We start from the raw sequence: 25,073 nt of genomic DNA, 5'->3' as shown, positions 1-25,073 counted from the left end.
CTTGTCGCGGAGCCAGGCCTGAAATGCTCAATGTATTCCTGCGAAGTGTCGGCGCGCGTCCGGAGCTGCTGATCCTGACCTTGATGGTGATGATCATCGCCATGCTGATCATCCCCCTGCCGACGGTGCTGGTGGATTTTCTCATCGGCCTGAACATCGTCATCTCGTTGTTGGTGTTCATGGGCTCGTTCTACATCGAGCGCATCCTCAGTTATTCGACGTTCCCGGCGCTGCTGCTGTTGACGACCTTGTTTCGCCTGGCCCTGTCGATCAGCACCAGCCGGCTGATTCTCAGCCAGGCCGACGCCGGCGAGATCATCGCTTCCTTCGGTGACTTCGTGATCGGCGAAAGCCTGGTGGTGGGTTTCGTGATTTTTTCCATCGTCACCATTGTCCAGTTCATCGTGATTACCAAAGGCTCGGAGCGGGTGGCCGAAGTGGCGGCGCGCTTCTCCCTGGACGGTATGCCCGGCAAGCAAATGAGCATCGACGGCGACCTCAAGGCCGGCGCCATCGATGCGGCCCAGGCGCGGGAAAAACGCAGCGTGCTGGAGCGTGAAAGCCAGTTGTACGGTTCTTTCGACGGCGCGATGAAATTCATCAAGGGCGATGCCATCGCCGGCATCATCATTATCTTCGTCAACTTCATCGGCGGCATGGCCATCGGCGTCGGGCAACTGGGCATGGACCTGTCCACGGCCCTGTCGACCTACACCCTGTTGACCATCGGCGATGGCCTGGTCGCCCAGATTCCCGCGCTGCTGATCGCCATCGGCGCCGGTTTCATCGTCACCCGCGTCAACGGCGATGACAGCAACCTGGGGCGCAACATGCTCACCCAGATGCTCGGCAACCCATTCGTCCTGGGCGTCACCGCGTTGCTGGCGGTGGGCGTGGGCTTGCTGCCCGGTTTTCCACTGCTGACGTTTCTCTCGATCGCCGCGGTGCTGGGGCTGGTGGTGTTCGTGCGCCATCGCCGCGCCTCGCGCCCGGCTGGATCGGGGGAAAGCCGCAGCGAACCTGCCGAGGCCGGCGCGGGACCGGGAGAGTCGGGATTGATCGATGACGTCGACAACGTTGCGACCGAAACCATTGCCCTGATGCTGCTGGTGCCCCCGGCACGCCTGCAAGCGTTGGAGAAGGAGCGTTGGGCGGCGCGCTTTCGCAGCCAGTTTTTCGTCGATTACGGGCTGCGCATTCCCGAACCGCGGCTGCGGGCCAGCGAGGAGCTGCCGGTCCATCAAGTGGCGGTGCTGATCAATGAAGTGCGCGCCGAGCAGTTCGATATTCATTTCGAGCACTGGCGCCTGCTGGATTATTCCCCCGAGTTGGAACCGTTGGGCTTTGCCCTGGTGCGCGGCACCGACAGCAATCGCCTGGGCGGCGTCTGGGTTACGGCCGCCGACCGCGAGCGGGTGCAGCAGTTGGGTTATCACCTGCGGCCCGCCGACGAAGAATGTTATCGCTGCCTGGTCACGTTGCTGGCGCGCAACATCCAGGAGTTTTTCGGCGTGCAGGAAACCAAGCAGTTGCTCGACGAAATGGAAGCGCGGTACCCCGACCTGCTCAAGGAAGTCTATCGCCACGTCACGGTGCAGAAGATCGCCGAGGTGCTGCAACGCTTGATCGGTGAGCGCATCTCCGTGCGCAACATGAAGCTCATCCTCGAGTCCCTCGCCCATTGGGCCTCCCGGGAAAAAGATGTGCTGGCGCTGGTGGAGCACGTTCGCGGCGCGATGGCCCGCTACATCAGCAACAAGTTCGCCCAGGGCAACGACCTGCGGGTCTTGCTGTTGTCGGCGGAGTTCGAGGATGTGGTCCGCCGGGGTATCCGGCAAACCTCGGGCGGCAATTTCCTCAACCTGGAGCCGGCCGACTCGGAAGAGCTGATGGACCGTCTCAGTGTCGGCCTGGACAGCGTGCACATCGCCCACAAGGACATGGTGCTGCTGTGTTCGGTCGACGTGCGGCGCTACATCAAAAAACTGATCGAGGGACGTTTCCGGGAGCTGGACGTCATGTCGTTCGGCGAGGTTTCCGAGAATGTCTCGGTCAATGTCATCAAGACGCTTTGAGGAGATCTGCCCCATGTCGAACGCCTTTTTGCAGGCTGTTGAAACGCTGGATGAGCAGCCGTGACGATGCATGTCCACCTGGAAAGACGGGCGGCCCACCCCTTGCGTTTGAGCGGGCCATTGATCGAAGCGGCGCTGAGTGAGGTGGTGGTCGGCGAAATCTGTGAAGTGCGCCGGCATTGGCGTTCGCCCCAGGTCGCAGCCAGGGCGCAGGTCATCGGCTTCAAGCCCGGCGCGGTGCTGCTCAGTTTGCTGGGCGAGGCGAAAGGCTTGTCCCGGGAGTCGATGATCGTGCCCACCGGCTCGACTTTGCAGTTGACGTGCAGTGACGCCTTGCTCGGCAGCGTGGTTGATCCCCAGGGCGTTATCGTCGAGCGCCTGGCGCCGTCGACAGCGGTCGCCCAGCGCGATTGTGCGGTGGATGCCGACCCTCCGTCGTACCAGCAGCGGCGCCCGGTGGTGGAGCCGCTGCGCACCGGTATTCGTGTCATCGACGGCTTGCTGACCTGCGGCGTCGGCCAGCGTATCGGTATTTTCGCCGCCGCCGGTTCCGGCAAGACCACCTTGATCAACATGCTGATCGAACACTCGGACGCGGAGGTTTTTGTCATTGGCCTGATTGGCGAACGTGGGCGTGAAGTCACCGAGTTCATCGAGCATCTGCGCCAGTCGCCCAAGCATGCCCGTTGCGTGGTGGTGTTCGCCACGTCGGATTTTTCCTCGGTGGATCGCTGCAACTCGGCGCTGCAGGCCACCACCATCGCCGAGTATTTTCGCGACCAGGGCCGGCGCGTGGTGCTGTTGCTGGATTCGTTGACCCGCTACGCCCGTGCGCGCCGCGACCTGGCCTTGGCCGCCGGTGAAGCACCGGCGCGGCGGGGTTATCCGGCCTCGGTGTTCGATGCCTTGCCGCGCCTGCTGGAACGTCCGGGCGTGACCGCGTCGGGCAGTATCACGGCCTGGTACACGGTGCTGCTGGAAAGCGACGACGAGCCGGATCCGATCGCCGAGGAGATTCGCTCCATTCTCGACGGCCACGTCTACCTGAGCCGGGCCTTGGCCGCCAAGGGGCATTACCCGGCCATCGATGTCTTGCGCAGCGTCAGTCGGGTGGCGACGCAGGTCACCACGCCAGAGGTCCGGCAATTGGCGGCCGCGACTCGCGACACCCTGGCGCGCCTTGAACAGCTGCAGGTGTTTCTCGACATGGGCGAGTACAGCCCGGGCGCGGACGCGGCCAATGACCACGCACTGCAACGTCGCGAAGCCCTCGACCAATGGTTGCGCCAGCCGACGGATCAATCCAGTGAGCCAGATGAAACCCTGCGGAGCCTGCATGAAATCATTGCTTGATCGACGACGCCTGCTGGCCTTCAGTCTGTTCCGTCGGCAACGCGGCGAGCAGGCCGTGTTGCGTGTCCAGCGTCAATTGCAGCCGCTGCGCCAGGAACAGTCCGCTTTCGAGGAACAAGAGGCGGCGCTGCAACGTTTGTTGAGCAGCCATCAAGCCAATGATTGTGTGCTGGATCACGGCCAGTTGTTGGCGCTGTTGCGCACCCAGGCGGTCATCCGCCGACGCATCGATCTGCTGCGTGTCGAGCGTGATCGCGTGGATCAGCAGTACCGGCAGGTCGAGCACCAGTTGCAGGCGAAGCGCGAGCAATTGCGTGGGCTGCAACGCAAGCACGACAAGTATGCGCGCGGCGTCCAACAGCTGTTGCGTGAGCAACGGCTCGAGGCGGTGCGCCGCGAAGAACGGGAGCTGGAAGAGCTGATCGGAGTGCGGCGATGAACGAGGTCTTTGCAGCGCCCACGGGGCCGGTCCAGGCCCTGGAACCCGTCGACGAAGGTCCGCTGGATGAGCTGCTGGACCAGCTCGTCCCGGTGCAAGAGGATCAACTGCCACAAGGTGTGCTGGACCTGATGACGGCGCTGATTCTGCCTCGGCGCCCCCTGATGGAAGCCGCTCGGACGTTGGCCTGGCAGACGATGAAGGTGGGGCAGGAGGCGCTGGCGGTTGAGCGCGATGAAGCCCGGCCGTTTGGCCGTGATACGGAGGGAGCTGAGCCTGCTGGCAAACGGTGGGTCGCCCGGGAAACCCTGGCCTTTTCACCGACAGGCGCGCCGTTCGGCAAGTTGACCCCATACGCGTTGCCGCAACGCCTGGAGCTTGTGGCCTCTGGCGTCGATAAAGCTGCGGTGTCGGCATCGATTGAGCCGCTGGTGGTGGAGCCGTTCACGGCACCCCGTCTCGACGAACAACCGTTGCCCCAGGTGCCGATGAGCGCTCAAGGCCCGCGCCAGACGCCGGCCGTTGCCCCACCGCCCCTCCCTTCACCGGCGCTACCGCCGGCACCGCCAATGCTTGAGGTCATGGTCGAGGCGCTGCCGGACACGGGCCGGGGCGTGCTGCAAGTACCGTTCAATAAAGGCGCTGCCAGCGGACAGATAACGATTACCCGGGTGCCCGAAGAACCCACTCGGAACCTGACGCTCAACCCCAGTAATACCCTGGTGTTCGAGCAACTCAAGGCGCCTTTCGAGCTGGCCCGGGAACCGGCCTGGCGGCTGGCCGACAGTGGCGGCGAGCAGTCGCGCCAGGGCTCGCATCAGGCGCCGGATGAGGAGCAGGACGAGCAGGCCGGGGGGCCGGCATGAGCGCGTTGCCGCTACGACGGGTCGAGCCGTTGGCCCATGCCCAGGCCCAGGCGCTTCAACGTTGGCGACGGGCCGGTCGTGGTACGGGGTTGAGCCAGGTGCCAGGGCATGACGGCTATTTGCGATTTTGCGCCCACGGCGACGGCGGCCACTGGCAAGGGTTGGTCGCGGCCCATGACTGGCTGTATCGCGCGCTTCCACAGTTGCAATCCTGGCTGAGGGTAGAAACGTCGTTGATGAATATCGTCGAGCTGTTTCGGGCGTTGCCACGCCCCTTGCTGCTGGAGATGGAGGAGCTGCAGTACCGGGCGCTGTCCGACATCGAAGGCGTCGCCCCGGCGCAATTGCCCAGCCGCGAGCTGCCCTGGCTCGAAACCCCGCGGGGGCGCCTGTGGTTGCTGCAACTGCCGCCGACAGCCGTTGCCAGCGAGGGCTTGGGCGTCGATTCATGGCTGGACGATTTGCCGTTGCGCCTGGAGTTGATGCTCGGCATCAGCCACCTGAGCCGTGCCAGCCGGATGCGCCTGGAAGAGGGCGATGTCGTGCGCATCGTCCAGCATTCTCAGCGCTGTTGTCTGGCCGAGTACTGCCTTGGCACTTTCACATTTACCCAGGAGGGTCTACACATGCAACCGAGCGTGACCGATGCCAACGCGGATAACCCGCCAGAAACCGACGCGACGATCGACCTGGCAGCGCTCCCGGTGCGCCTGGAGTTCCTGCTCCCCAGTCATGAAACCGACCTGGCCACCTTGTCGCGCATCATCGACGGGCAACTGATTCCGTTGACCGAGGACGCGGCGCGGCACATCGAGGTGCGGGCCAACGGCAAGCCGGTGGCCCGCGGGGAGCTGGTGCGGTTGGACGGTCAGTTGGGTGTCGAATTGCTCCAGGTCTATCGGGCCAGCGCCGATGAATGATGTCTCGCTTATCGCGCTGCTGGCGTTCGCGTCGCTGCTGCCGTTCCTGGTGGCGGCGGGCACGTGCTACCTCAAGTTCTCCATCGTGTTCGTCATCGTGCGCAACGCGTTGGGCCTGCAGCAGGTGCCATCGAACATGGCGCTCAATGCGATTGCCCTGATGCTGGCAATTTTCGTCATGACACCGGTCATGAAGCAGGGCCATGACTACTACAAGCGCGAGGCGGTGGCCTTTACCGATGTCGAGTCGGTGGTGAACTTCGCCGAGAACGGCCTGGGCAGTTACAAGGATTACCTGCGCAGGTACACCGACCCGGAGCTGGCGCAGTTTTTCGAGCGGGCCCAGGCGCTCCAGGATGAAACCGACACGGGCCTGCCTGCCGATGAAGAACTTGTGCCCTCGCTGTTTGCGCTGCTGCCGGCCTATGCCCTGAGTGAAATCAAGAGTGCCTTCAAGATTGGCTTCTACCTGTATTTACCCTTCGTGATCGTCGACCTGGTGATCTCCAGCATCCTGCTGGCGCTGGGCATGATGATGATGAGCCCGGTGATCATTTCCGTGCCGATCAAACTGGTGCTGTTCGTCGCGCTGGACGGTTGGGCGCTGCTGTCGACCGGGCTGGTCAAGCAATACCTGACCTTGCTGGCCTAGGTGCACCGATGAACGATCTGGTCTATGCCGGCAACAAAACCCTGTACCTGATCCTGCTGATGGTGGCCTGGCCGATCATCGTCGCCACCGTGGTCGGCCTGGTGGTCGGGTTGATCCAGACCGTGACCCAGTTGCAGGAGCAGACGCTGCCGTTTGGTTTCAAACTGTTGGCAGTTGCCGCTTGCCTGTTTTTGCTCTCGGGCTGGTACGGCGAAACGCTGCTGGATTTCAGTCGTGAAGTCATCCGCCTGGCGTTGAGTTAGGTCTATGTCGGTGACGCTGTTCTTCGAGCTGTACGCTTGGTTCGCCGCCGCGTTGTTGGGCGTGGCGCGCCTGGCGCCGATTTTCTTCATGTTGCCGTTTCTCAACAGCGGCGTGCTCACCGGTGCCCCGCGTCAGGCGGTGATTGTGTTGGTGGCGCTGGGGTTCTGGCGTTATATCGGTGTGCCTACACCCGGCCTCGACAGCCTGGCGTTCCTCGGCCTGGTGCTGCGCGAGGCGAGTATCGGCGTGCTGTTGGGGATGCTGTTGGGCTGGCCGTTTTGGGTGTTGCACGCCATGGGCAACCTGATCGACAACCAGCGTGGGGCCATGCTCAGCAGCACCATGGATCCGGCCAACGGTGTCGACACCTCGGAGCTGGCGAATTTTCTCCAGTTGTTTGCGGCGGCGGTGTATCTCGCCGGTGGCGGGATGCTGTTGATGCTCGAAACCGTTGGCCACAGTTATCGCCTGTGTGCGCCGGCGGGTGGCTGCCAATTGCATTTGCCGGCGGTGCTGGGGTTGCTGGATGCGCTGGTGAGCAAGACGCTGGTGATCAGTGCGCCGGTGGTGGCGACCTTGCTGGTCAGCGAGGCGCTGCTGGGTTTGCTCTCGCGCTATGCGCCGCAAATGAATGCCTTCTCCGTGTCGCTGACGGTCAAGAGCCTGGTGGCGTTGGTGGTGCTGATGCTGTACTTCGGCGTGCATCTGCCGGACGAAGTCTTGCGCATGGGCACGATGGCCGATGGGCTGGCGCAGTCTCTGGGCGGCGGGGAGGGCGGCCATGTCATCCAGCGCCTCGAAGACTGAAAAACCCACCGCCAAGCGCTTGCGCGATGCCGCGCGCAAAGGGCAGACGTTCAAGGCCAAGGACCTGGTCATCACCTGCCTGACCCTGTGTGGCATCACCTACATGGTGTTCAACAGCTCGTTGATCGAGATTATGGAGGTCTACCGGCGGATCATTGCCAGCGATTTTGACGCTGACCTGCAAGCCTACTCGGTGATGCTGGTGCTGGTCGGGCTCAAGGCGTTGTTGCCGTTGCTGCTGGTGTGCGTGCTGACCAGTGCGCTGCCGGCGCTGTTGCAAAGCGGTTTTGCGTTGGCCAGCGAAGCGTTGAAACTGAATTTCGGTGCATTGAACCCGATCAATGGCTTCAAAAAACTGTTCAGCCTGCGCACGGTCAAGGACACGTTCAAGGCGCTGTTGTACCTGGGCTGCTTCGTCATGGCGCTGTGGATCGTCTGGGCCACGCAACGGCAATTGCTGTTCGCCCAGCTCTTCGCCCAGGCACCGGATCTGCTCGCGATCTGGGGGCATCTGTTGCTGGTGCTGGTGCTGGCGTTCCTGGCCTGCATCCTGTTGGTCGTGGTACTCGATGCCCTCAGCGAGTACTGGTTGTTCATGAAAGACCAGATGATGGACAAGGACTCGGTCAAGCGTGAACACAAGGAGCAGGACGGCAACCCGCAGATCAAGGGACGCCGTCGCGACCTGCACATGGAGCTGCTATCGGAGCAGGTCAAATCCGACGTGCGCAGCTCGCGCATGATCATCGCCAACCCGACCCACATTGCCATCGGCGTGTATTTCCGCCCGGAAATCACGGTGCTGCCGTTCATCTCTGTGATGGAAACCAACCAACGTGCCCTGGCCGTCCGGGCGTACGCCAAGGAGGTCGGTGTGCCGGTGATCAACGACATCGCCCTGGCCCGACGGATCTTCCAGACCCACCAGCGCTACAGCTTCCTCCAGGTTCAGGAGATCGAGGAGGTGCTGCGCCTGTTGATCTGGCTGGAGCAGGTCGAACAGGCCTGAGGCCGACGCTTCTTCGAGACAATTTCTATCAACTATGCCGCAGGGCAGCCTTGCCAGTCCAGGGGCGAACCCCACGCGGATGAGCGCAATTTGGCAGCGTGACCTATCGGTGTTTTGGCCCAATGCACCGGTCAGCGACGCTGACGTTTTTTCAGGAGTGTGGCTGATGAGTCGCAACAACAAACAAGACGAGCAGGTGGCCCTGGACGTCGTCGACGCGGTGCTCGGTGGCGCGGCGTTGAAAGACGTGCAAGGCCTCAGTGACGAGCACATGGACAGTCTCTATGCCTTCGCCTTCCAGTTCTATGAACAGGGGCGGCTGGACGATGCCGAGAAGTTCTTTCACTTCCTGTGCATCTACGACTTCTACAACAGCCATTACTGGATGGGACTGGCGGCGGTGCACCAGCTCAAGCAAAACCACCAAAAGGCAATCGACCTGTATGCCATCGCGTTCGCCCAAGGCAAGGAGGACTACCGGCCAATGCTGTACGCCGGCCAGTGTCATCTGGCCCTGGGCAAGGTTGGCAAGGCCCGATTGTGTTTCGAGTACGTGCTCGAGCAGGCCGCGCAAGAAGATCTGCGCGAGCAGGCCAAGGTCTACCTCGACACCCTGGCCAACATGGAACTGCATGGTTCGGAGGACTGAACATGACTGACATTGCAAGCACCCGTAGCGCTCTATTCCCAGGGGGGATGAGCCGCACCGAAGCCTTTGAAAAATATGGCCCGGCTGCCAGCAAGGCCGCCAGGACCACGGATTATCAGGAAGCCGGTCGCAAAGCACTGGCGGACCTGATGTCAGTGAAGTACGAGGGGCACGATGGCCCGTTCGCCGCCGGAACTGGCCGCCCCGTGTTGCACGCGCCGCCGCCGCGAGCCGATGGCAACAAACAGGAAACCAATGGCGACCTGTTCACGCTGTTGATGGCGATGATCAGCGAGCTGATCGGTGAGGTCGACGTCAACAAACTGAAAAACCGTCTGGCGATGCTGCAGAGCATGGCCAGCGCCAGGCAGCAGGGCCAGGCCAACCTCTCGGCGGAATACGCCGCCGCTGTCCAAGCGCTGGCCGATGCCGAAGGCCAGGTCGGGAGCAGTCAGGAACAGCTCGACCAATTGCACGAGCGCGTCCTGCATTTCCAGGGGCTGCTGGCCGACAGTGAGGCGCGACTGGCGCAGCTTGATCTCGAGTCGCCTGAGTACGCCCAGGAGCTGGCCCGCCGTGAGCAACTCCAGGGCGAGGTGGCGAGCCACACCCAGGCTTTCGACACGGCCGTGGATGCGCACTTGAAGCTGATCGAGGTCGCCAATGCCTTCGCCAGGACGTTGAGCGGGGTCGTCGCCAGAGTGGTGGTTTCCAGCGTCAGTGATCCGGCCAACAAGGAAACTGACGAGAAAGCCCTTAGCAGCAGTGCCCTGGCATTGCTCAATCGCTTGAAGATCATCGAGTTGCTCGGTGAGGCGGCGCAGAACAAGGAGGAGCTCAGCCAGGAGCTGTTCCAGGAGATGCAGTCCAGACTTCAGGAGCACATGAAGCGTGAATCGGATAAATACCTGGAACAGGTCCGCAAGGCCGAGGCCCTACAGAAAACCATGGGCTGCATCGGCAAGATCGTAGGCGCAGTATTGTCCGTCGTCGCCATCGTTGCCGGGGTCCTGACCGGCTGCGTGCCGCTGATCGTGGCAGGGGTGGTTGGCATTGCGATCATGTCTGCCGATGCGATAGTCGAGAAGGAAACCGGCAAGTCGTTCACGGCCGAAGCCATGAAACCGGTGACGATCGTCATGCAAGAAGCCATCAAGCGGTTCTCCGAGATCTACACCCAGCTGCTGATAGACGTGGGGGTCGACGAGGAAAAGGCCAAGGAAATCGGGCAGATCGGCGGCATGATCCAGGGCGTTGTCTCGACGCTGGCGGCAGTCGCCCTGGTGGCCGTCGCCGGGGCGCAGGTGGCCGGGCCGGCGGCCAGCGCCGTCGCCTCGAAACTGGCCTCGGTGGCCTCCCAGGCCACTCCTGCCGCGATGCAAGCCATGAGGCAGGTGGCGACGTCGGTCGGCAAGACCCTGACGCAAATGCTCACGCAACTGCGCGGGTTCATCACCAACGGCGCCGATGCAGCCAAGCTGGCCGGTTACGCCGCGAAGCTGGAAATCGCCCAGGCCGTCACCGAATTCGGTCATGTCGCCGCGCAAGGCGTAATGCAAATCAAAAGCGGCCACCACCAGGCCCAGGCGGCCGTGCACCTGGCGGATGTGCGCGTGCGCATGGCGATCAGCGAGGAAATCAGCGCCTACCTCACTCAGGTGGTCGAGAACTACGGCCAGGCGATGCAGGAACGAACCCGCCAGATCGAACAGGTATTCGCCGATCTGCAACGCAGCCATTCCGCCAGCCTGCAAATGGCTCGGCGTATTTGAAACCCACTGGTAACAGGTATCTATGATGATCTCTATTCATGCTCCAACCCTCAGCGGTGTGCTTAAACAAGATTCAGTCGACGACGCGAGGCTGAGCGAGCGGACCGCCCAGCAACAGCTCTCCAGCGATCTTGAAGGCAGTTTCTTTTCGAACCCGGTGGTGCTCAACCGGATCGTCGCAACGCAGATACTGCGTAGCGACCCTTTCACGGCACCCTCGGCGGCTCAGCTCAAGGATGCAATCGATGCCTACCAGCCCACTCAATCGGATTGGGAGGACTTGGGCGTTGCTTTGACGCTGCTCAACGATGAAGTACGCAACGACCTGATATTCGACCCGGGTGCCTGGGAAAAACACGCCAACGTACTGGTGGCCGCGATCATTGCGCTGAACGTAGCCCGCGTGACCAACGCGCAACTGCGCGGCCATTTCACGGTCATGGCTTCCGAGGCGGCCAAGGCCCAGGGCGCGGCGATTATCGAGTCAGGCCAGGCAGCGTTGTACAGCGCCATCACTGGGGCAGTCGTCTCCGGTGCCGTTGCCGGATTCGCCATGGTCAATACCTTGCACGGTCATAGCCTCAAGCATGCGGATATCAATCTGCACAAACGCAACGCGATGGAGGCCGGCAACCTTGAGCGCGATCTCAAGCGTGATCGCTATCGTGACGACTGGGATCCGCAAACCCAGTACAAGATCAACACGTTCGATGATTTCGGCCGCATCAAGACGGTCGATTTCCAACCCAAGGGCTCGTCACTGCCGACGGAGCAACAGGCTTGGTTCGACGCTGAAATCCTCAAGGCCCAGAAAGTCGGCCAGACCTCCGACTGGCTGAGCCAGATGGGCAGCAAAGGCATCGAAAAGAAGCTGGAAATAGGCCGCGCCCTCAGCGCCATGTCGATGAACCTGGGCCAAGTGCTGTCGAAGCTCGTTGGCTTGAGCGAGCACACCGCCCGTGAGAAGGACGCTCTGCAACAAAGCGCACAGAGCAGCCAGAAAGCCCTGAGCGACGAAGTCAGCCAGAAGGACGCAGCCGAAGCGGCGTTGCTGCAAAAACTGATGGACATTGTGATGCAGTTGTTCCAGTCCCGTGCCGACGTCATTCGTAGCCTGACGGCTTGAGAGGACCTGACCTGATGATCATTCACGGTTCCACATCCACCCACCCGCAACCCGTCGTCCTGGGCACTGCGAGCCCTGCACCGACACCGCCTGAAATGCCGGCTGCCAATCCAGTCGTCGCAAACCCTGCGGCGTCTTTGGAGCGCTCGCTCAAGACCCTCGATCGTCATCTGGAGCGTGCGCTGATCTGCTCGCAGGAAATCACCCGGGCCGCCGACCGCCTGGCAGCCGAGGGGCCGGAGAAAGGCGCCCTGGCGAGTTTCGTCGAACAGACCCACGCCAAGCGTATCCGCGCCGAAATGTGGACCCTGCAATTGCGCCAATGCTGCGCCGTGATAGCCCACACCCTGGAAACGGCGCCGCTGAATGAAACACAGCGCCAGCAACTCGATGACCAACAAAGCGAAATATTGCGCAGCCTCAAGCAGTCCATCGAGCAGAGCGCACCACCGGAAATCGCCGAGGCCCTGGATGCCACGATCAATTCCTCGAATGACTTCTTTGAAAAGCTCCTGGAACTGATCGACCTGATCAAGAACGGCTACCTGGCCGGCTACGAACACATCATCTCGGCCTATTCGGACTTCTTCTCCGACTTCAACACCGAAATCACCGCGATGATGAAGGATTGGGTCGAAGGGGTTAACGACGGTAAAGAGGTCGAGTTAAGTGCAGGCCCGTTGCGCGAGGCACTGGAAAAACTGATTGCGAAATATTCCCTGCCCAACCCTGCCGCCATGCTCTTTCCGGCACCCCCCGATACCGGCGCGAGCAAGGAAGAGGCGGAAAAATGGCTCAAGGCGCTGGGCCTGCCTGACAGTTGCCTTCAGCAGAATCCCAAGCCGAACGGTCCCTGGTGTGTGGTCATCGATCTCGGGCCTTTGAATGTGATGCACAACGGGCTGAAGGATTATGGCGACAAGGTAAAGCTCGATACGGCCGCATTCAACGCCTGGCAAACCGGCTTCAACGCCCAGGAGGAACTTCTGAAAAACAGATTGCAGTCCTTCACGCAGAAGTATTCGAACGCCAACGCTTATCACGATAACTTCAATAAGACTTTGTCGGCGCATTTGAATCAGTTTGGGGATATGTTGCGGGCGATGTTGAATTTTTAAAAGTATATAGAGTAATGGTCGATGTATTAATGGTTGAGGTTTGTGTTGAGTTTGAGGTAATCAAAGTACTGTCCGATTACTTTTTGATGGATCGAAAAAAGATAGGTTGTCAATCACGACTGGTCGAAGATTTGAATGTTGATTCGGTGGATATTGTGGAGATTATTATTCTTATGGATGAGGTGTTTGATGTAGAGCTAATTTCAGGTCGTATAGAGCGATGGAGTACAGTGGGAGATATTGTTGATTCAGTTCTAGAGGTGTATATGTGATAGTGCGTTAAAGAGTGGCGGTTGCGGTTGATATTTACTTGGGTCGAGGGAGTTGATGACCTACAAGAGCACTGATTTCTTCGTGCGCGGTTCCGTAATCAGGCGTATGGAGGGATGATATAAGGATGTGGGTGTATGATTGCTTTGATGGTTATTATTTATGCTAGTGCAACAAAGTTATTCTACAAGCTCCAAATCTTTGATTGATGATGTAGCGGCTTTAAATAAGGCTGAAAACCATGTTGGCAGCTTGAATGATAGTGAAATCCAAGAAATGCTTCAGGCGCGGATGAATAATGATCTGCTGAGGGAGCGAACCGGAAATAAGTTGATGTTGATAGCTCATAGAGGGCTAGGGCCTACAAGTGTATTTGGTCCTATTTTCCCTGAGAAGTTCTTGCCAGAGAATAGTCTTGAGAGCATAAAGGCTGCTATTTTGCAAGGGGCTGATGCTATTGAAGTTGATATATTCAAAACGGGGGACGGTGTAGTCGTTGTATCTCATGATTCTGAGATTTGGCGTAATGAATTCAATATGGATCGCAATGGGGATAAACTACCTCCAGGTGAGACGAAAGAAACTTATCTTATTGGAAGGAAAAATTTTGATGAACTAAAGCAACTATCTATAGGGCATAACGGCGAAACGATTCCGGCCCTGTCAGAGGTGATATCGCTAGTTAATTGTGCTAATCGCACGTTAGCGCAGTATGATAGGAGTCCAGTTGTTCTTAATATTGAGTTAAAAGATGCGAGTGCTGTCTCCGAGATGCTTGATTTGATCGATTTTGGGGCGGAAGGGGATAATAAAATATTGCTTGAGAATGTGATTTTTTGTTCTTTTAATCATGATGCTTTAAAAGAGCTTAAGGCTGAAGCTGAACGTCGTGGAATGTTGGGGATAAATATTGCTGCTGGAATTAAGACTGCGGATTTGTTTGGTAAGGAAAATATTAATAAAGATTTTTCCTTGAAGGAGGTTGGTCTTAAGTATCAGGCCGTAGCAATGGATAATCTTCGGGCCATTGTGGAGGGGAACGGGTTTCAAGGTTATGACGGGGTGTTGTGGGATTTGCGCGAGCCCATCGTGGACTTGGCTGTATCTGGCGGTAAGGCGATTCATGCATCCACTTCGGATTTTAGGCAGTACAATTCTAGTCGTGATTTTGCATTGATCCTATTGGAGTTGAGTAAGCGTGTGGATACATTTTTTAAATGTGATAATGTGGAGGATGCTAGGAAAGTATTGCTTGAGTCGAGTATTTTGTTGGATGGTATAGGGGTCCAGATGATGTATAAGCAAACCTCTGAAGGTGAAGATTGCTTTTACTTTTATAAGTCTTATGGTCAGCAGGATAATAGTGATGCTTTGATTGATGGGGTCGGTAAACCGCAACCCTACTCGCAGTTACAATATTACTAATGGTGGTATTTGTGTTTTTTTTGTTTGTTGGAAGTGAGTATCAATTGAAATTGATGCTTTGTGTGTAAGGTTAGACTTTGTTGGCTGCTGTATTAACCGTCGTAAGAAATCTTGCGACGGTTTTTTATGGTTTTGATTTTTTTGGTTTTTTGAAGGGGGTATTCAGTTTGTTTTGATGCTCAAATAACATGTCCATTCTGAGGTGTGCTTGCTAATTTATCGGTGCGAAGTGGCCTACGATTAGTGTCCGGATTTCCTACATTAAAAGATGGAAAATTCCTACGGAATCCCCCCGCACATCTTCCTATAGTCACGCAGCTCGTCATCCCGAGCCTGTCTACCCGACAGGCTCGATCGCGCTTCAGTAACTTTCTATAGAGAAGTTTCAAAGTATGGACAGTGCAACTGATCAACCGCTGGTCGAGTCATTCATTTTTGACCACTGGCTATTGCAAAGCGATGGAACGCTGATGCGAGATGGACAAGGAGTTCATGTTCCCCCCAAAGAGCTGCACGTACTGCGCCTGTTGTTGAAGTCGGCGGGTACGGTCGTCAGCAAGGATTATCTGCTGGACCATGTCTGGCCTCGGATGGATGCCGCAGAGGAGTCGCTGACGCGCTGTATCTACGCCTTGCGCAAGTTGCTCAAGGACAACAAGGACTACATTGCGACCGTCTACGGCCAGGGCTATCGGTTCACCGGGCCGGTGGTCGAGCTCGACGGGGCGAGCCAGGGGCAGGCGGTGGGGCCTTCGCTGGCGGTGTTGCCCTTTCGCCACTTGGACGAGACGGCGGCGCTGGATCTGCAGGATGTGCTCATCCGTCAGTTGAGCACAGCGTTCGGCGAGGCCTTGCATGTGATGCCCTCTGGGGTGATGGCGGCCTGTGGGGCTTCGCACGATGTGCGTTCGCTGGCCGGGCGGTTGTCGGCGGATTATTGCTTGAGCGGGCGGTTCATCGGTGTCGGCGGGCAGCGCCATTGGTCGGTCGAGTTGATCCGTGGCAGCGATCAGGCCCTGCTGCATGGGCAGACGCTGGATGCCAGCGACACCGGGGAGGCGCTTGGCGTCTTGACCTGTATGGTCGCCCAGCGCGTACCCGGCTTGCGTCCGGTGGGGGAGCGCTGTGGGTCTTATGCGGCGGCGGTGGCGTATCTCAATGGCTTGTGCAGCGTGCAGCAGCACACCGCGCAAAGCCTGCGCGATGCCGCTGTGCTGTTCAGGCAATGCCTGAAACTCGATGCTGGCTACGCGCCGCCCTGGTGCGGCCTGGCGGATGTGTGGTTAGGGCAGTTGCTGATGGGTCAAGGGGATCAGGGGCACGTCATCGAAGAGGCTCACTCGGCGGTTTCCAATGCCTTGGCGCTGGACCCGGGCAGCATCCCGGCATTGACGCGCCTGGCATTGCTCACCAGTTTGCGCGGCTGCGAGCAGGCGGCCGAGGTGCTGTTCCGTCGCTGCCTGTGGTCGGCCGATCAGGTTGACGTGCTGTATTTTCAGGCCTGGCATCACTGGTTCTGGCGGCGCAACGAGCAGGCGGCGCAGTTGATCGACCAGTGTCTGCGGCATGACCCCGGTTGTGTCCGGGCGCAGATCCTGCGGGTGCGCATTCATGAACAGCTGACGTGGATCAGCGAGCGGCGCCTGGCATGAAGCGGCGCGGGAACAAATGGCTATGCTTGCCGATGTGCCTTGGCCTGGGGCTGGGCATGACCCAGGCGCACGCCTGGTGCTGGAGCGAGGCAGGGCGGTTGCACGCCATCGAACCCGAGTTGCTGCAAGCGATTGCGGCAGTCGAGTCGGGCATGCTGCCGGATGCCGTTCACCACAACAGCAATGGCACCCGCGATATCGGCCTGATGCAGATCAACAGTATCCACCTGCCTCGATTGAAGGCCCAGGGCATTACCGAGCAGCGCCTGTTGCAGGAGCCTTGCCTGTCGGTGGAAGTCGGTGCGCAGGTACTGGCCGGATTCATCGCACGCTACGGCTATAACTGGACGGCGGTCGGCGCCTACAACGCCGGCAACTCACCCCATCGCCAGGTCGCGCGATTGCGCTATGCGCGCAAGGTCTGGCGGCGCTATCGAGTGCTGACCCAGGGCCAGCCAGAGCGATCATTGGTCGATGTGTCGGATCGATGAGCTGAACCGCAGCCCTCTCAAAATCACTTAACAGGTGGCCCTATTGTGTCGCCAGGTGCTGGGGCCGTTTCGCGCCCCGGCGGGAGCAAGCTCCCCCGCCACAATGTGCATGCCGCAGGGGCGTGATACTTCGTGAAACGATCGGTACGGGAATCTGATCCCCTGCAAGGCGCAACCGGCAGATTTCGATCAGGAAGCCTGTTTTCGGGGTGCCTACCATGGCGGCTCATTCCATTGCCCTGGAGCTTGGACGGTGACAGTCCCGACGGCCACCACGCTACAGCCTTGCGTTCTGCGGATACTCAATGGTCCGTTGCAAGGCTGTGAATTCCCGCTTGGCGAAGGCCCGACCCTGTTCGTGGTCGGGCCTGTGGATTGGCTCGGGAACGGCGCGCCTGGGGCCAGCGTTCCCGAGGAAGCCATCTTCGTTCCTCTGGAGGCGGGCGGCTGCAATTTCGAGGTGCTGGCCGACCAGGCCACGGCGGACGGCTTGCCGGTGCGGTTGCTCGGCGATTCAGTCGCGGTACGCCACTGCGGGTTTCAGACTCGGGTGCAGATCGGTGCCTTGCACATCGCCTTGCGCCCCGAGGATCAAGCTTGGCGTGCCGAGTGTCTCGACCCATCCCCTTTGTCGCCAACCGTTGCCACTGCGTTCATCGATGGCCGTGGTCACTGGTTGCGCTGGGCTGGCTGCGGGCTGGCGTTGGCGGCGTTGGTCGTAGTGGTCGGTTTCTGGACCATGCCGGGGACCGCGCCTGAAACCGATGTCCGTGCGTTGATTGGCGGCGCCAGTGCGCAGGTCCAGGTGCTGCCGGGGCGTGATCGTTCGGTCTACGTGTTCGTGGCTTCCGAGCGTGATGCCGGTTGGAGCCGACAGGTGCTGGCGCGCCACGGCACCCTGGACGGCAGGGTGTTGGTGAAGGATCAGGAACGCCGCCGACTGGAGCAGGTGTTGATCGACCACGATCCGCAATTGGCCTGGCATTTCCTCGACCTCAGGGATCCAGCGTTGCCGCGCCTGCTACTCAGCGGGCAGCGCAACCTGCTGACGCCCGACCGGCAGGCAAGCCTGATTGATACGTTGCTCGCGGCGGCGCCTTATGCCCGCGACGTCCTGCTGCAAGAACAGGATGACCAACTGCTGGCCGGTCTTGCACAGGCCGGTTTGCAGCGTCTTGCACTGGCCTTCAGTCGGGTGGAGCACGAGGACGGCGTCACGTTCGCCGTCGAGGGCAACCTGCAGGATTCCGAACTGGCCGCCGCTCGCCAGTATGTCGACAGTTTTTACCGGCAATGGGGTGATCGCTACGTGCATTTCACTGTCGCGCTCAAGGACGACTCGCTCAAGGGCAATTCGTTTCAAACCGGCCCCCAGGGCTACGTCAAGACGGGGTCCTCGTCCTGGCATTTTCTAAATCAGACAGAGTAGGTGACGCATGGCTGGTATCGGACTCCCCATCACATTTCCCGATGATTTTCTCGGCGAGCAGGCGCAGGCATTTGAAGTCGGCGCGCAGAAGCTCAAGGAGGCCCTGGACATTGCACTGGATAAGCTCAAAACCGATGCTTCGGACCCGGGGCTACTGGCGGCTTATCAGACGGCGTTTTCGTCGTACACGGTTTTCCGCAACGCCCAGACCAACACGATCAAGGGTTTCAAGGATATCGACATGGCGATCATCCAGGCGGCTCGTTGACGCGGGTTCCTTTTGACCGGCCATCGCCCGAGGCGATGGCCCTTTTCATGAGTGCATCGTATGTCTACCAATTTTTCTCCTGCCCTCGTCCACGGTGCGAGCCTCGTTGAACTGGACGGTCCCCAGGAAGGCCCAGTCGTTTCCCTTGAAGCGCGGTTGATCGGGGCGTTTGCCGCTTCGGCCGTGGACAGCGGGCGCGAGGTTGCGGCCATCAACCAGTTGCTGCAGCGTCCGGACATCGGCAACCCCGAGGTATTGGCGCAACTGCAGGAGCTGACGGGGCAATACAACGTGGATATCAATTTGCTCAACGTGCTGGTGCGCAAGGCGGTCGGCACGGCAGAAACCCTGTTGCGTGCGTCATGAGGCCGGTTGTCTTGCTGCTGTTGTCGTGTCTGCTGCTGTCGGGCTGTCGCCAGCCGACTCTGCTGGAAGGGCTGGACCAGCACCAGGCCAATGAAGTGCTGTCGGTCCTGCAACGCAACAACATCACGGCGGTGAAAATCGACACCGGCAAAGCCGGCTACGCGGTGAAGATCGACCCGTTGGATTTTTCCGCCGCCGTCGACCTGCTCAATCTCTATTCGCTACCGTCCCGGCCCCGCCTGCAGGTGGCCGAGATGTTCCCCAGCGACGCCCTGGTGGCCTCGCCCCGTGCGGAAAAAGCCCGGTTGTACTCGGCGTTGGAGCAGCGTATCGAACAGTCGCTGGCGATGCTCGAAGGTGTGGTTTCAGCCCGGGTTCATGTCAGTTACGACCTGGATGCGGGCGAAGGCGGGCGCAAGTCACCGCCTGTTCATCTCGCGGCGATGGTGGTGCATGAGCGGGATGTCGAACCGCAGTTGCTCATCACCGACATCAAGCGCTTTCTCAAGAACAGTTTTGCCGCCGTGGAATACGAGAACGTTTCGGTGGTGCTGTCCAGGCGCTCCCAGACCCAGCATGTGGCACCAACCGCGGTCGTCCCCCGGGGGCCATCGAGTTGGCCGTGGCTGCTGGCTGCGGCAAGTGGATTGTTGTTGGCTGGCGGCGGCGCCTGGGCTTATCGACAGGCCATGGGCAGGGCGGCGTGATGTCGGACATTGACCGCTTGCAAGGGATTCTCGCCGAGCCCCTGGGGTATCTGCACCCTCAGCGCCTGGTGCTGCCGGCGGGATTCGACGGGCCCCAGGCGCGCAGCGTGCTCAACCGGATCGTGCTCGAGGGGCTGCAACTGCAAGGGCCGTGGCCGTCGATTAGGTTAAGTGGCGTGGCGAAACAATGGGTTCGTCATTGGTGGCAATTGCCCTACATCGCTTTGCTGCTGGGCGCTTATCGCCTGCGGCACGGTTTGGCCCGGGGCGCGGCGTTGGCGTGCCTGCCGATGCCGGTCCGGCGATTCGCCAGTTACAGCCTGGGCCTTCGAGGCGACCTCGCCCTCCAGTGCCCCGCCGTTTCAATGGAGCAGGTCGAAGCGGCCGGTCTCAATGCCCTGTGGAGCTGGCACGAACAGGTCCCCGTCCCGTTGCTCGAACGCCTGGCCTTGCAATTCTCCGTGCCCGTCGTGCAATTGCAGCGGCACTGGCCGCTCATGCAACCCGATCCAACCCTTTTCTTTCTGGCGGTGCAGCATGCTCGACTCCATCCGCTCCCTGACTGACCTGCCTGTGGGCGAAGACGTGCGCCTGGCTCGCGAAGATATCGTCGCCGCCCGTCGTCGCCATGCCTTGCAACTCGAAGCCCGGCGTCGGGCGCGTGAGTGCATCGAGCAGGCCCAGCGCGATGCGCAAGCGCTGCATGCCGAGGCATTCCAACGGGGCTATGCCGAAGGCATTCTGCGCGCCACCGGGCATCTGGCCGAAGGCTTGCGGAACGGGCAATCGCTGGGCCTGCAATTGCGCAACGCGCTGGCCCAGGCCGCTCGGGACCTGCTCGCCCAAGCCCTGGAGCAACCCCAGTGGCTGGATGAAATGCTCCAGCGTTGGCTTACCGCGCAACCGGGCGAGACTGGCGCGGTACTGCATCTGCTATTGCCGCAGCATTGCCGGGAACGCGGCTATGAATGGCGCGAACGCCTGCGCCCGTTGTGGACCGGCGACCTGCTCGTGCACTACCACCCGCACAACCGCTACGTGCTGCGGCTTGGCGATCAACTGCTGGAGTTCGACGTCGAAGCCACCCGGCAACGCCTGGAGCCCCGCTTGATGGCGCGCATTGCGCAGTTGCCGGAGACGGTTCGCGTCCTGGACCAAAGGGCGACCCAGGCGCTTGAAGCGTTGTGCTCAAGCTTCACCGGGCAGGCAGCCGAGGCGATGCACGACCATGAAGATTGAATCGTCGATTGCTCCAATCGTCTTTGAGCGCGGCGCGGATGCTGCGGTGCAGAGCCTGGAGTCGCGCCTGTTGGCGGCCCATCAGGGGACGAGCCAAGGCAAACGCCCGGACCCTGAGTTCGAGCATCTGTATCAGGTGCTGCTGGCGATGGAAGGGCAGGGTGAGAAGGCCATCCATGAATTCCTCCGTGCACTGCGGGGAGCGGACGGAGAAACGGCGGCCTATCCCACCGCCCAGGCGCTGATGGCGGTCACGCTGCAGGTGCTGGTTCGGTTGAAGGAACAGGGGTTGGAAAAGTCGCAGCTTTACCGGGAGGTCAGCGGTGCCAATGGCCTGGCGTTTGCGGTGGACCTGTTTGTTAAAGGGTTTATGCGGGATGTGTTTGAGCCTATGGGGGATGAGGCTTGGGAGATGAGTGAGTGGTAGGTGGGATGCACTTGAGGAATATCGCCCGTGGCGAGGGAGCTTGCTCCCGCTGGGCTGCGTAGCAGCCCCAAAATAGGGCCGCTACGCGCTGGTGCGCCAGCCCGGCCCAGCGGGAGCAAGCTCCCTTGCCACGGTTGGCATCGGCTTGATTGACCAGCGTCAATTGAGATGCAAGCCTTTGGCAGCAGGCAACTTATCCAGCTTTAGGATCAGTGCGTGCGTTGACGTAGGCCGTGCCGGGGCGTACGGCGAACACAACGGCGGCGACACAGACATTGGCGATATGGTTAACCGTTTCTTTGGAAATCGGCAGCTTCGAAAGGTGACGGGACGTTCCGATGACCACAGCCATGATCATTTGGCCCACGGAGGTTCTTATCGCATCGGTGGACAGGAGTTGATTCGCTGCCTGCTCGGCGGTGGGAATTCGGAAGGAGGTGGGAGCGACCCGAAAACCATTTTCCGAGGGTTCTGCTTGTAACGCGTGCACCGCTTCGCCCATGAATACTTGGCCGAAGACGTCAGCCAGGCCGTTGAGGACGGCCCGCCATAGGTCATGTCCCAGCATTGGGGCCAGGGAGTCGACCATTTGGTTGACACGGTCTTCGACTGAAAGATCTGCAGATAGGGTACTGGCCTGTTGTTCCACCCAGGCCGAAAGTTGCGAGGCCAGGCCCTGTTCTTCAGGTGGTGATGACTGGTTACCCTGGGCCATGACATACCCGGGGCCGGAGTTTGGCGCGAGGTAGTTCATGCCGGTGAAGGACAGGAACTGGAGAATGCCATTGATCAGGCCAGCGGCTGCCGTACCGCCAGGGCTGGCTTTTGCATTGTCACCGGTAGGGCAGAATAGGGCCACCAGATCCTGGGCAACCGTGTAGAACGCCATTGGCGAGCCAAAGGAAGCCAAGGCAGAGAGCGCGGCGGGCGCGGTGGCGGCGACGGCGAAGGTCATGACCCATAATGCGAGCGTAAGGAGACGCGCCAGGCGCGTGTCCTGATTTGCGGTGCCGTTGTACTCGTCCCTGATCGCACCGAGGACATTTAGCAGTGGTCCGAACATCTGGACGACTGTGCCGATCACGCTGCGTGCCAGTGGGGAGGTGCCGTTGGATTGGAGCAGTTTTTCCAGGGCGAACCCGACCAGTTGTCTGATCACCGTGAGAGTGCCGGTGACTAGGCCGGAGCGCAGGCCGGAAATGGTCAGGTTGCTGGCCCAGCGTCCAAGATTGCCTTCGAATTCGTTGCGGCTCAGCTTGCCCAGCTGTTCGCCGAGGTATTCGAGAACCAGCTGGCCTCGGTGTAGGAACGAGTCGGGAGAGTCTTTGAGGTCTGGCAGGCCGGGAATGGTCACAGCGATTGTTGACGTATCGGCGCCGTCAGTCTCACCCTCCACCAATAGTAGGAATTCCCTGGCAAATCTCTCAATTTGAGTATCCTCGTTACGCTGCCGCTCATTAATGATTTCATGGAGTGCTTTGTCGACGCTCATCAGGGCGAACTTCAAGTCTGGCGCTGAAAGCTCGGTTCGCTGCTCGGCCGGAATATCTTCATTGAGCATTTCAATGATGATGTGGGACGAGCCATCAGTAGTGATGGAGGTGTCCGTTTCATCGCTGCGGATGGATTCATTTGAAAGGGGCCGAGGTATTGCTGATCCAAGGGACAAAACAGTCATTGAGTGATCCTCCGTAGAAAGGGCTAGCGGGTTGCTGCCGTGCAACTACGTGATCTTTTGAATGTTTTCTGCGGCCTCGACTATCAAATAACGCTCCTGGCTACGCGGCGCATCAAAGCTCAGGCGCAGGGTCGATGCCAGGTCCCTCGCCGCTGGCCCTCCTGCCCGGTATAATCCCCGCCACTTTTTATTGCCCAGAGTCAAACCCACCCATGTACACCCTGGCCCGTCAGCTGTTGTTCAAACTTTCCCCGGAAACCTCCCACGATCTGTCCCTGGACCTGATCGGCGCGGGCGGACGTTTGGGCCTCAACGGTTTGCTGTGCAAGGCACCGGCGAAATTGCCGGTGACGGTCATGGGCCTGGCGTTTCCCAACCCGGTCGGGTTGGCGGCGGGCCTGGACAAGAATGGCGCGGCCATCGACGGCTTCGCCCAGTTGGGTTTCGGTTTCGTCGAAATCGGCACCGTTACCCCACGACCACAGCCGGGCAACCCCAAGCCACGGATCTTCCGCCTGCCGCAAGCCGAGGCGATCATCAACCGCATGGGTTTCAATAACCTGGGTGTGGACAACCTGTTAGCCCGCGTCGCTGCGGCCAAATACCAGGGCGTGCTGGGGATCAATATCGGCAAGAACTTCGACACGCCAGTGGAGCGCGCCGTCGACGATTACCTGATCTGCCTGGACAAGGTCTACGCCCACGCCAGCTATGTCACCGTCAACGTCAGCTCGCCGAACACCCCTGGGCTGCGCAGCCTGCAATTCGGCGATTCCCTCAAGCAATTGCTGGCCGACCTGGCCCGGCGTCGCGCGGAACTGGCGTTGACCCATGGCCGGCATGTGCCACTGGCGATCAAGATCGCCCCGGACATGACCGACGAGGAGACCACCCAGGTGGCCCAGGCCCTGATCGAGACGGGCATGGACGCGGTGATCGCCACCAACACGACCCTGGGGCGCGAAGGTGTCGAAGGGCTGGAACACGGTGACGAGGCGGGTGGTTTGTCTGGCGCGCCGGTGCGTGACAAGAGCACCCACACCGTGAAGGTGCTGGCCGCTGAATTGGCGGGGCGCTTGCCGATCATCGCGGCGGGCGGGATCACCGAAGGCAAGCATGCCGCCGAGAAGATCACCGCTGGGGCGAGCCTGGTGCAGATCTATTCGGGGTTCATCTATAAAGGGCCGGCGCTGATCCGTGAGTCGGTGGATGCGATTGCGGCGTTGGGTGATCAGTCGCGCCTGTAAGGGGAGTGCAGTATCCCTGTGGCGAGGGGATTTATCCCCGCTGGCTGCGTAGCAGCCCCTAGGAACTGCCTCGGTATATCAGGTTATTGGGTGAGCATTTTTGGGGCTGCTTCGCAGCCCAGCGGGGATAAATCCCCTCGCCACAAGAATGTTTGCAGCTTGAGTCCTGCACTAATCACCCCCCGATTTTCACGAAACCCCAAGCATTAAAAAGGGCTCCTCGAAGGAGCCCCCTGGGCCGTAGCCCGCCGTCCGGATGGGACGTGCGTGGTTAAATCGATATGGGTGTCAAATTGTCGAGTTCTTGAGTATTAAGCCCTGTGTCAGCCGACGGCGTGAAGTTCGTTGAGTCTGTGGATACCCGCAGTGCCGGTCATACCGTCCCAGTTGTCGCCGCGTCCTTCTCGCCAGCCATTGATCCAGGCTTGACGTACCGACGGTAGAGTAAAGGGGCAAAGCTCACGGGATTTACCACCAACGCCATATTGGTAACCACGTAAAAATGCTCTTTCCAACGGATCACGCTTAAGTCTTCTCATAGGGTGTTGCCCTCACTTGTTGACTGTTACTTAGCGTCGACCTCTATCGAGGCCGGGGCAGAATCATTCTGCCGTTGGTGGCTCGTTGCCGGCGTGACGAGCCGAGGTGTTGACGCCGTTGCGACGTCAACCTGTGTTGAGTTCTAACCAAAGCGTCACAGGGATGGAATGATCGTTTTGTCATAAGCACGTAACAATAAAGATGTTAGGGCGATAAGTAACTTCATGTTCGTAGACCGCTTTTGAGCAAGACCCCTGTATGATCGGCCCTGCGCCAAAGGGGAC

At 60.0% G+C, this 25,073-nt stretch carries 27 protein-coding genes; 25 read left to right on the top strand and 2 right to left on the bottom strand.

Going from position 1 to position 25,073, the window contains the following annotated elements:
• The first annotated feature begins 23 nt into the window (after nt 1-23).
• The 24 genes from BLP82_RS08735 to BLP82_RS08620 all read left to right on the top strand — a co-directional run bounded on the left by BLP82_RS08735 (nt 24) and on the right by BLP82_RS08620 (nt 21,324).
• Nucleotides 24-2,075 carry an EscV/YscV/HrcV family type III secretion system export apparatus protein gene (locus BLP82_RS08735; protein WP_092166736.1) on the top strand — a complete coding sequence of 684 codons (2,052 nt, stop codon included), beginning with the start codon at nt 24-26 and terminating at the stop codon, nt 2,073-2,075.
• 66 nt (nt 2,076-2,141) lie between these two features.
• Complete coding sequence (sctN, locus tag BLP82_RS08730; RefSeq protein WP_092166733.1) at nt 2,142-3,428, top strand: type III secretion system ATPase SctN; 1,287 nt, start codon at nt 2,142-2,144, stop codon at nt 3,426-3,428.
• On the top strand, nt 3,412-3,867 hold the full coding sequence (locus BLP82_RS08725; RefSeq protein WP_092166731.1) for a type III secretion protein: 456 nt from the start codon (nt 3,412-3,414) through the stop codon (nt 3,865-3,867). Before sctN ends, BLP82_RS08725 begins: the two co-directional genes overlap by 17 nt.
• Nucleotides 3,864-4,733, top strand: a complete 870-nt coding sequence (locus tag BLP82_RS08720) for a SpaN/EivJ family type III secretion system needle length determinant (protein ID WP_092166729.1) — start codon at nt 3,864-3,866, stop codon at nt 4,731-4,733. The genes BLP82_RS08725 and BLP82_RS08720 overlap by 4 nt, the downstream gene beginning before the upstream one ends.
• Nucleotides 4,730-5,653 (top strand): FliM/FliN family flagellar motor switch protein, encoded by a 924-nt coding sequence (locus BLP82_RS08715; protein WP_092166726.1) that lies wholly within the window; start codon nt 4,730-4,732, stop codon nt 5,651-5,653. The genes BLP82_RS08720 and BLP82_RS08715 overlap by 4 nt, the downstream gene beginning before the upstream one ends.
• Complete coding sequence (locus BLP82_RS08710; protein WP_092166724.1) at nt 5,646-6,305, top strand: EscR/YscR/HrcR family type III secretion system export apparatus protein; 660 nt, start codon at nt 5,646-5,648, stop codon at nt 6,303-6,305. Before BLP82_RS08715 ends, BLP82_RS08710 begins: the two co-directional genes overlap by 8 nt.
• A gap of 8 nt (nt 6,306-6,313) precedes the next feature.
• Nucleotides 6,314-6,568: an EscS/YscS/HrcS family type III secretion system export apparatus protein gene (locus BLP82_RS08705; RefSeq protein WP_014337351.1), complete on the top strand. Its 255-nt coding sequence runs from the start codon at nt 6,314-6,316 to the stop codon at nt 6,566-6,568.
• A gap of 4 nt (nt 6,569-6,572) precedes the next feature.
• A complete protein-coding gene (sctT, locus tag BLP82_RS08700) occupies nt 6,573-7,376 on the top strand; it encodes a type III secretion system export apparatus subunit SctT (RefSeq protein WP_092166722.1) in 804 nt (267 codons plus the stop codon).
• Complete coding sequence (locus tag BLP82_RS08695) at nt 7,351-8,385, top strand: EscU/YscU/HrcU family type III secretion system export apparatus switch protein (RefSeq protein ID WP_092166720.1); 1,035 nt, start codon at nt 7,351-7,353, stop codon at nt 8,383-8,385. Before sctT ends, BLP82_RS08695 begins: the two co-directional genes overlap by 26 nt.
• 166 nt (nt 8,386-8,551) lie before the next feature.
• Nucleotides 8,552-9,034 carry a type III secretion system translocator chaperone SicA gene (sicA, locus tag BLP82_RS08690; protein WP_092166718.1) on the top strand — a complete coding sequence of 161 codons (483 nt, stop codon included), beginning with the start codon at nt 8,552-8,554 and terminating at the stop codon, nt 9,032-9,034.
• A 2-nt stretch (nt 9,035-9,036) separates the two neighbouring features.
• The gene (gene sctE / locus BLP82_RS08685) at nt 9,037-10,806 is read left to right on the top strand and encodes a type III secretion system translocon subunit SseC family protein (RefSeq protein ID WP_092166715.1); all 1,770 of its coding nucleotides are present in this window, start codon (nt 9,037-9,039) and stop codon (nt 10,804-10,806) included.
• Nucleotides 10,807-10,831: 25 nt separating this feature from the next.
• Nucleotides 10,832-11,932, top strand: coding sequence for a cell invasion protein (locus BLP82_RS08680; RefSeq protein WP_256576570.1), 1,101 nt, complete (start codon nt 10,832-10,834; stop codon nt 11,930-11,932).
• 14 nt (nt 11,933-11,946) lie between these two features.
• Nucleotides 11,947-13,050 carry an IpaD/SipD/SspD family type III secretion system needle tip protein gene (locus tag BLP82_RS08675; RefSeq protein ID WP_092166703.1) on the top strand — a complete coding sequence of 368 codons (1,104 nt, stop codon included), beginning with the start codon at nt 11,947-11,949 and terminating at the stop codon, nt 13,048-13,050.
• Between the two features lie 14 nt (nt 13,051-13,064).
• Nucleotides 13,065-13,322 (top strand): acyl carrier protein, encoded by a 258-nt coding sequence (locus tag BLP82_RS08670; protein WP_092166701.1) that lies wholly within the window; start codon nt 13,065-13,067, stop codon nt 13,320-13,322.
• A 160-nt stretch (nt 13,323-13,482) separates the two neighbouring features.
• Nucleotides 13,483-14,745, top strand: coding sequence for a glycerophosphodiester phosphodiesterase (locus BLP82_RS08665; RefSeq protein WP_092166698.1), 1,263 nt, complete (start codon nt 13,483-13,485; stop codon nt 14,743-14,745).
• Nucleotides 14,746-15,215: 470 nt separating this feature from the next.
• Complete coding sequence (locus BLP82_RS08660; RefSeq protein WP_256574015.1) at nt 15,216-16,397, top strand: winged helix-turn-helix domain-containing protein; 1,182 nt, start codon at nt 15,216-15,218, stop codon at nt 16,395-16,397.
• Nucleotides 16,394-16,888, top strand: a complete 495-nt coding sequence (locus BLP82_RS08655) for a transglycosylase SLT domain-containing protein (protein ID WP_092166695.1) — start codon at nt 16,394-16,396, stop codon at nt 16,886-16,888. The genes BLP82_RS08660 and BLP82_RS08655 overlap by 4 nt, the downstream gene beginning before the upstream one ends.
• A gap of 253 nt (nt 16,889-17,141) precedes the next feature.
• Complete coding sequence (locus BLP82_RS08650; RefSeq protein ID WP_092166694.1) at nt 17,142-18,317, top strand: PrgH/EprH family type III secretion apparatus protein; 1,176 nt, start codon at nt 17,142-17,144, stop codon at nt 18,315-18,317.
• Nucleotides 18,318-18,324: 7 nt separating this feature from the next.
• The gene (gene sctF, locus BLP82_RS08645; RefSeq protein ID WP_092166693.1) at nt 18,325-18,585 is read left to right on the top strand and encodes a type III secretion system needle filament subunit SctF; all 261 of its coding nucleotides are present in this window, start codon (nt 18,325-18,327) and stop codon (nt 18,583-18,585) included.
• A gap of 60 nt (nt 18,586-18,645) precedes the next feature.
• Entirely contained in the window at nt 18,646-18,951 is a 306-nt protein-coding gene (sctI, locus tag BLP82_RS08640) for a type III secretion system inner rod subunit SctI (protein ID WP_092166692.1), read from the top strand.
• Complete coding sequence (locus tag BLP82_RS08635; protein WP_092166690.1) at nt 18,948-19,658, top strand: EscJ/YscJ/HrcJ family type III secretion inner membrane ring protein; 711 nt, start codon at nt 18,948-18,950, stop codon at nt 19,656-19,658. Before sctI ends, BLP82_RS08635 begins: the two co-directional genes overlap by 4 nt.
• Nucleotides 19,658-20,224 carry a secretion system protein gene (locus tag BLP82_RS08630; protein WP_092166689.1) on the top strand — a complete coding sequence of 189 codons (567 nt, stop codon included), beginning with the start codon at nt 19,658-19,660 and terminating at the stop codon, nt 20,222-20,224. The genes BLP82_RS08635 and BLP82_RS08630 overlap by 1 nt, the downstream gene beginning before the upstream one ends.
• Nucleotides 20,196-20,897 carry an oxygen-regulated invasion protein OrgB gene (locus tag BLP82_RS08625; protein WP_092166688.1) on the top strand — a complete coding sequence of 234 codons (702 nt, stop codon included), beginning with the start codon at nt 20,196-20,198 and terminating at the stop codon, nt 20,895-20,897. The genes BLP82_RS08630 and BLP82_RS08625 overlap by 29 nt, the downstream gene beginning before the upstream one ends.
• Nucleotides 20,887-21,324: a hypothetical protein gene (locus tag BLP82_RS08620; protein ID WP_092166687.1), complete on the top strand. Its 438-nt coding sequence runs from the start codon at nt 20,887-20,889 to the stop codon at nt 21,322-21,324. Before BLP82_RS08625 ends, BLP82_RS08620 begins: the two co-directional genes overlap by 11 nt.
• Nucleotides 21,325-21,517: 193 nt before the next feature.
• Here BLP82_RS08620 and BLP82_RS08615 read toward each other — a convergent pair whose 3' ends face one another.
• Nucleotides 21,518-23,002, bottom strand: coding sequence for a hypothetical protein (locus BLP82_RS08615; protein ID WP_256574013.1), 1,485 nt, complete (start codon nt 23,000-23,002; stop codon nt 21,518-21,520).
• A 212-nt stretch (nt 23,003-23,214) separates the two neighbouring features.
• Here BLP82_RS08615 and BLP82_RS08610 point away from each other — a divergent pair, with 212 nt between their 5' ends.
• Nucleotides 23,215-24,249: a quinone-dependent dihydroorotate dehydrogenase gene (locus BLP82_RS08610; RefSeq protein ID WP_092166686.1), complete on the top strand. Its 1,035-nt coding sequence runs from the start codon at nt 23,215-23,217 to the stop codon at nt 24,247-24,249.
• A 323-nt stretch (nt 24,250-24,572) separates the two neighbouring features.
• Here the strand turns inward: BLP82_RS08610 and rmf are convergent, their stop codons facing one another.
• Nucleotides 24,573-24,788, bottom strand: a complete 216-nt coding sequence (gene rmf / locus BLP82_RS08605) for a ribosome modulation factor (RefSeq protein ID WP_003223300.1) — start codon at nt 24,786-24,788, stop codon at nt 24,573-24,575.
• Nucleotides 24,789-25,073: the final 285 nt, after the last annotated feature.

It is taken from the genome of Pseudomonas sp. NFACC37-1, assembly GCF_900101575.1.
In the GTDB taxonomy this organism is placed as follows: Bacteria; Pseudomonadota; Gammaproteobacteria; order Pseudomonadales; family Pseudomonadaceae; genus Aquipseudomonas; species Aquipseudomonas fluorescens_AA.
This window is presented reverse-complemented; position numbering and strand designations above follow the sequence as displayed.

Bases quoted from the DNA above. Each gene is read 5' to 3' on its own strand.
- BLP82_RS08695 (WP_092166720.1), top strand. From the start codon at position 7,351: ATGTCATCCAGCGCCTCGAAGACTGAAAAACCCACCGCCAAGCGCTTG.
- BLP82_RS08715 (WP_092166726.1), top strand. From the start codon at position 4,730: ATGAGCGCGTTGCCGCTACGACGGGTCGAGCCGTTGGCCCATGCCCAG.
- rmf (WP_003223300.1), bottom strand. From the start codon at position 24,788: ATGAGAAGACTTAAGCGTGATCCGTTGGAAAGAGCATTTTTACGTGGT.
- BLP82_RS08610 (WP_092166686.1), top strand. From the start codon at position 23,215: ATGTACACCCTGGCCCGTCAGCTGTTGTTCAAACTTTCCCCGGAAACC.
- sctE (WP_092166715.1), top strand. From the start codon at position 9,037: ATGACTGACATTGCAAGCACCCGTAGCGCTCTATTCCCAGGGGGGATG.
- BLP82_RS08660 (WP_256574015.1), top strand. From the start codon at position 15,216: ATGCGAGATGGACAAGGAGTTCATGTTCCCCCCAAAGAGCTGCACGTA.
- BLP82_RS08620 (WP_092166687.1), top strand. From the start codon at position 20,887: ATGAAGATTGAATCGTCGATTGCTCCAATCGTCTTTGAGCGCGGCGCG.
- BLP82_RS08615 (WP_256574013.1), bottom strand. From the start codon at position 23,002: ATGACTGTTTTGTCCCTTGGATCAGCAATACCTCGGCCCCTTTCAAAT.
- BLP82_RS08710 (WP_092166724.1), top strand. From the start codon at position 5,646: ATGAATGATGTCTCGCTTATCGCGCTGCTGGCGTTCGCGTCGCTGCTG.
- BLP82_RS08630 (WP_092166689.1), top strand. From the start codon at position 19,658: ATGTCGGACATTGACCGCTTGCAAGGGATTCTCGCCGAGCCCCTGGGG.
- BLP82_RS08665 (WP_092166698.1), top strand. From the start codon at position 13,483: ATGCTAGTGCAACAAAGTTATTCTACAAGCTCCAAATCTTTGATTGAT.
- sctI (WP_092166692.1), top strand. From the start codon at position 18,646: ATGTCTACCAATTTTTCTCCTGCCCTCGTCCACGGTGCGAGCCTCGTT.
- BLP82_RS08725 (WP_092166731.1), top strand. From the start codon at position 3,412: ATGAAATCATTGCTTGATCGACGACGCCTGCTGGCCTTCAGTCTGTTC.
- sctF (WP_092166693.1), top strand. From the start codon at position 18,325: ATGGCTGGTATCGGACTCCCCATCACATTTCCCGATGATTTTCTCGGC.
- sctT (WP_092166722.1), top strand. From the start codon at position 6,573: ATGTCGGTGACGCTGTTCTTCGAGCTGTACGCTTGGTTCGCCGCCGCG.
- BLP82_RS08720 (WP_092166729.1), top strand. From the start codon at position 3,864: ATGAACGAGGTCTTTGCAGCGCCCACGGGGCCGGTCCAGGCCCTGGAA.
- sctN (WP_092166733.1), top strand. From the start codon at position 2,142: ATGCATGTCCACCTGGAAAGACGGGCGGCCCACCCCTTGCGTTTGAGC.
- BLP82_RS08625 (WP_092166688.1), top strand. From the start codon at position 20,196: ATGCTCGACTCCATCCGCTCCCTGACTGACCTGCCTGTGGGCGAAGAC.
- BLP82_RS08635 (WP_092166690.1), top strand. From the start codon at position 18,948: ATGAGGCCGGTTGTCTTGCTGCTGTTGTCGTGTCTGCTGCTGTCGGGC.
- BLP82_RS08680 (WP_256576570.1), top strand. From the start codon at position 10,832: ATGATCTCTATTCATGCTCCAACCCTCAGCGGTGTGCTTAAACAAGAT.
- BLP82_RS08675 (WP_092166703.1), top strand. From the start codon at position 11,947: ATGATCATTCACGGTTCCACATCCACCCACCCGCAACCCGTCGTCCTG.
- sicA (WP_092166718.1), top strand. From the start codon at position 8,552: ATGAGTCGCAACAACAAACAAGACGAGCAGGTGGCCCTGGACGTCGTC.
- BLP82_RS08735 (WP_092166736.1), top strand. From the start codon at position 24: ATGCTCAATGTATTCCTGCGAAGTGTCGGCGCGCGTCCGGAGCTGCTG.
- BLP82_RS08670 (WP_092166701.1), top strand. From the start codon at position 13,065: ATGGTCGATGTATTAATGGTTGAGGTTTGTGTTGAGTTTGAGGTAATC.
- BLP82_RS08705 (WP_014337351.1), top strand. From the start codon at position 6,314: ATGAACGATCTGGTCTATGCCGGCAACAAAACCCTGTACCTGATCCTG.
- BLP82_RS08655 (WP_092166695.1), top strand. From the start codon at position 16,394: ATGAAGCGGCGCGGGAACAAATGGCTATGCTTGCCGATGTGCCTTGGC.